This is a genomic window from Synechococcus sp. BA-120 BA3 (genome assembly GCF_034931285.1).
Classification (GTDB): domain Bacteria; phylum Cyanobacteriota; class Cyanobacteriia; order PCC-6307; family Cyanobiaceae; genus Cyanobium.
Map to the genome: position 1 here is coordinate 1 of NZ_JAYGHZ010000390.1, position 3,577 is coordinate 3,577.

General features: G+C 67.4%; 7 protein-coding genes. 2 read left to right on the forward strand and 5 right to left on the reverse strand.

The window, feature by feature from the left end:
• Positions 1 to 250 precede the first annotated feature (250 nt).
• Positions 251 to 1,096 carry a DUF1036 domain-containing protein gene (locus tag VB737_RS15595; protein WP_500314295.1) on the forward strand — a complete coding sequence of 282 codons (846 nt, stop codon included), beginning with the start codon at positions 251 to 253 and terminating at the stop codon, positions 1,094 to 1,096.
• A 34-nt stretch (positions 1,097 to 1,130) separates the two neighbouring features.
• Here the strand turns inward: VB737_RS15595 and VB737_RS15600 are convergent, their stop codons facing one another.
• Positions 1,131 to 1,544 carry a type II toxin-antitoxin system VapC family toxin gene (locus VB737_RS15600; RefSeq protein ID WP_500314297.1) on the reverse strand — a complete coding sequence of 138 codons (414 nt, stop codon included), beginning with the start codon at positions 1,542 to 1,544 and terminating at the stop codon, positions 1,131 to 1,133.
• Positions 1,545 to 1,546: 2 nt separating this feature from the next.
• Positions 1,547 to 1,807: a type II toxin-antitoxin system Phd/YefM family antitoxin gene (locus tag VB737_RS15605; RefSeq protein WP_500314298.1), complete on the reverse strand. Its 261-nt coding sequence runs from the start codon at positions 1,805 to 1,807 to the stop codon at positions 1,547 to 1,549.
• A gap of 33 nt (positions 1,808 to 1,840) precedes the next feature.
• Here VB737_RS15605 and VB737_RS15610 point away from each other — a divergent pair, with 33 nt between their 5' ends.
• The gene (locus VB737_RS15610; RefSeq protein WP_500314300.1) at positions 1,841 to 2,563 is read left to right on the forward strand and encodes a hypothetical protein; all 723 of its coding nucleotides are present in this window, start codon (positions 1,841 to 1,843) and stop codon (positions 2,561 to 2,563) included.
• On the opposite strand, the gene VB737_RS15615 is transcribed toward VB737_RS15610, so the two are convergent.
• The 3 genes from VB737_RS15615 to VB737_RS15625 are packed head-to-tail and all read right to left on the reverse strand — an operon-like array spanning position 2,521 to position 3,489.
• Positions 2,521 to 2,919: a type II toxin-antitoxin system VapC family toxin gene (locus VB737_RS15615; RefSeq protein WP_500314301.1), complete on the reverse strand. Its 399-nt coding sequence runs from the start codon at positions 2,917 to 2,919 to the stop codon at positions 2,521 to 2,523. The genes VB737_RS15610 and VB737_RS15615 overlap by 43 nt on opposite strands.
• Positions 2,919 to 3,155 (reverse strand): AbrB/MazE/SpoVT family DNA-binding domain-containing protein, encoded by a 237-nt coding sequence (locus VB737_RS15620; RefSeq protein WP_500314303.1) that lies wholly within the window; start codon positions 3,153 to 3,155, stop codon positions 2,919 to 2,921. Before VB737_RS15620 ends, VB737_RS15615 begins: the two co-directional genes overlap by 1 nt.
• Positions 3,156 to 3,201: 46 nt before the next feature.
• Entirely contained in the window at positions 3,202 to 3,489 is a 288-nt protein-coding gene (locus tag VB737_RS15625; RefSeq protein WP_500314305.1) for a diguanylate cyclase, read from the reverse strand.
• Between the last annotated feature and the right edge of the window lie 88 nt (positions 3,490 to 3,577).

The window sequence follows — 3,577 nt, forward strand, 5'->3', positions numbered from 1 at the left end:
GCGCTGCACGGCTCCCTGTGCGACAGCCAGGCGGCGGAGGTGCGGCGTGCGGCGGGCTGCAGCGAGGCGGAGCTGGTGGCGGCGGACGCCTGGTGGCCGGTGGTGGGGGGGATCGGCTGAGGGGCTGCGGGGCTTCGCCCAAACAGCCTTCGGGGGCTCGCACCAAGGCCCCTTCGGGGTGGGGCCCAGCCTGGGAAGCACGGCAGGGGAAGGCTGCTCAGAATGGGCAGGCGAACGGACAAGGACTTCCATGGACCCTTCCGGCCAGGGGCTCCACAGGGTTACGCCCCAGGCCATGGGGCTGTTGCTGTCACTCGGGGTGGGGGGCAGCCTCCTGTGGGCCACTCCAGCTTCCGCCGTCGACGGGGCCTTCTGCATCGTCAATCGGGCCAACAGGCCGTTTCAGATCGTGCGCGGATCGAAGTTCGAAACAGTGGCTCCCGGACGCCAAGCCTGCTGTCAGTCGAATTGTCGTTCTCCCGTCGCGATCGGCATCGACGTCTCGAGGGATCCAGACCTCAAGGAGATCCTTTTGAAGCTGGGGCTCAAACTGGCCAGCCGCGGACGCAGCCTCGTACCGGGCCAGCCAAGCGGTGTTGGCAACTGGATTTCGATCTGCCGGGCCAACTGGCGACGGGGCGACAAGATTGAGGTCTACGCCCCAAACGGCAAGTGGTGGTGCGACGTGGTGGATGCACGCGGCAGCCTGAGGGAGACCATCGCCGCCAGCGGGCAGCAGCGCCCAGCCCAGACGGCCCTGCGCGTCTGCAACAAAGCCGGCGACGGATCGGCCTATGTCGCCAAGGCATTGACAGACAGAAATGGCCGCCTGACCAGCAAAGGCTGGTATGAGGTTGCCCAGGGTGAGTGCGACAGTCTGAGGCTTCCCCCGGGCTACCGAGGCAGACTCTATGTCTATGCCGAAACCAGGAATCTATCCTGGAAAGGGACAAGGCGAGTCTGCGTCGACCCTGAACAGAAGTTTGAGATCCCCGATGCCGGTCGAGGGAGCTGCGGTTGGCGCTATCAGCACTATCTTTTCCTCGATCGGAACGTGGATGGTCGCGGGGCCAGCATCACGCTTACCCCTCAATGAGCCGATGTTTTGTCTGGAACGCAGATGAATAGGCTCATTGGGCGAGTACCCCCACCCCTGCTACCCAGGCTGCTTCGGCCAGCTCGCCATCACGCGTGGCGATCGGCAGTTGCAGCCTGAGCGCCAGTTCCAGGTAGGCGGCGTCGTAGCTGGTGAGCTGAAACCGCAGGGCCAGGCTCAGCAGGTTGGCTGGTGGCGGTGGTGATCGATCGATGTGAATCGGCAGGAGAGACACCTGGTCGACGATCTCGCGGGCCGGAACCACGCCCAGGTTGCCTCGGCGGCAGGCGGTGAACAGAACATTGGTGAACTCCAGCTGCAGCAGCCATGGGGCGTGGGCATCGGCCAGAGGGAGCTGGCGGGCGACTGCATCGCTATACGGGGTGGCCTGATCGGCCAGGAACCAGGCGCACAGCACGGAGTTGTCGAGCACAAAGGGGGTGGCCACCTTCACTGGTCGCCTGCCAGACCCTCGCGGGCGATGGCCCGCAGGTTGCCCTCCAGCACGACCCCTTCCCCCAGCTGCCGCAACCGCGCCAGGGCGGCGCCGACGCGCTCTGGGCGGCCCAGCAACGCTTCACGCGTTTCCGTTTCGGGCACCAGGCGCACCACGGCCACTCCCCTCCGGGTGATGGCGATCTCCTCCCCCTCCTCCACCCGTGCCACCAGGGCTGAGAGGTGGTTCTTGGCTTCCGCCAGAGGCACGCTCACGAGAGGCCTCCCGGGGGGGAGGGGCCCGGCCGCATGGGACATCGTTTCCGCCACGATTTATGGCTAGCTCATGCTCCAGTCAGGCTAGCTTGCTTTGTCTCAGCCCTCTCGGCAGCTGTACGGCGACGTGGGCCATCGACCCACCTCAGGCCCGTCAAGGCGCTCCTCGCAATCCCTCGGAATCAGGACCAGCCCCTGGGCACCAACCCGTGCGGCTCTGTCCCATCAACGGTGTTCCAACCATCTTGGGAGGGGTGCGCAACGGGCCTCCAAAACAGCTGCGCCGCCGAGCTTCTACCAGGCCGGGGGGTCCGGTTGATTTGTGCGTCCGGGGACGTTGAAACGCCTGGAGGCCGCCGACGGGCTGGGGCAGGAGAAGTGGCTGATCCAGCGGCTGATGCGCCGCCTGGGCTGGCGTTGCAGCTTCAGTCCCAAGCCCAGCCTGGAGCGGTTGGGCAACGGCGGCTGGCCCCGGGCTCCTGGTCGGCCCCCTTCCAGGTGTGGGGCGTGGAGAACCGGGAGGCGGCCTTGCGGCTGGTGCCCAGCGCGGCCGATGGCGCCCCGGCCCACCTGAAGCTGAAGGTGGCAGACCTGGCCGCCAACCCCTACCCGCTGCTGGCGGCGAAGCGGAGCTGGTGGCGGCGGACGCCTGGTGGCCGGTGGTGGGGGGGGGATCGGTTGAAGGGGCATCAATGCCGTCGTGGCCACGACGCTCAGGGGCTGATCAGCTCCAGCCCCGGGAACGCCTGCCGGTAGCGGCGCTGATCGCGGGTGAGCAGCGGCATCCGCTCCACCAGCGCATGGGCGCCGATCAGGAAATCCGGAAGGATCGTGCGCCGTTCTCCGCCGCGGCTCCGGTAATCAGCATGGGCCCTGGCGGCCAGGAACGCGGCTTCCCGTGGCAGGGCCCGGTAGTCGAACAGATGGGGAGGCAGCAGCTCATCCACCGACTCGATCGTCTCGCAGGCAAAGGCGATCTCGCCATAGACGATGGCGTTGATCGCCACCGGTCCGCGGTCCAGCCACTGGCGGAGTTGATCTGAACTCCAGCGGCTCCAGTGGGGATCGTCCGTGGCGACATCCAGGATCACATTGGAGTCGACCAGCACCATCAGCCCCCATCTCCCCGGGTGAGGGCGAGCAGTTCATCGGTGCTGAGCCGGGTGCGCAGCCGCGCCCGGCGCAGCCGCTGGATCGCCTCGGCCCCGGGCTCCTGCTGATCCGGGGCCTTCTCCAGCAGCACCCGCCCCTCTTCGACACGAAAGACGACTTCGGTGTGGGGCAGAAGCCCGCACTGGCGCCGGATGTCGAGGGGGATCGTCACCTGGCCCTTGGAGGTGATCCGCATGGGCGTGCACGCGTGCCGGAACTGGTAAGAATCTTACCGGTGCTCCTCAGCCCGCCACCATCACCTGGTTGCGCCCGGCGGCCTTGGCGGCGTAAAGGGCGCCGTCGGCGCTGCGCAGGCCGCTCTCCAGCGCCGCCAGGCCCGTGCCCTGCACCTCGGCCAGGCCCCCCGAAAGGGTGACCCTCTGCGACGGCGCCCCGGGGTGGGGAACCGTTGCAGCGGCCGCCCGCAACCGCTCCAGCAGGGGGACCGCCCCCTTCACATCCACGCCGGGGAGCAGCAGCGCGAATTCCTCACCGCCGACAAGGGAGGCATAACCGACTCGATCCAGCAATGGAAACGGATCGGCGGGACTCGCGGAAACTGGCGCTTTGTTCTCTGACATGACCGTAGCGACGCCAAGTCCGAACTGTTCAACGCAT

What these genes read in the sequence shown, in the direction of transcription:
- VB737_RS15615 (WP_500314301.1), bottom strand. Translation starts at nt 2,919, where the DNA reads ATGGTGCTGGTCGACTCCAATGTGATCCTGGATGTCGCCACGGACGAT.
- VB737_RS15620 (WP_500314303.1), bottom strand. Translation starts at nt 3,155, where the DNA reads ATGCGGATCACCTCCAAGGGCCAGGTGACGATCCCCCTCGACATCCGG.
- VB737_RS15610 (WP_500314300.1), top strand. Translation starts at nt 1,841, where the DNA reads ATGGGACATCGTTTCCGCCACGATTTATGGCTAGCTCATGCTCCAGTC.
- VB737_RS15595 (WP_500314295.1), top strand. Translation starts at nt 251, where the DNA reads ATGGACCCTTCCGGCCAGGGGCTCCACAGGGTTACGCCCCAGGCCATG.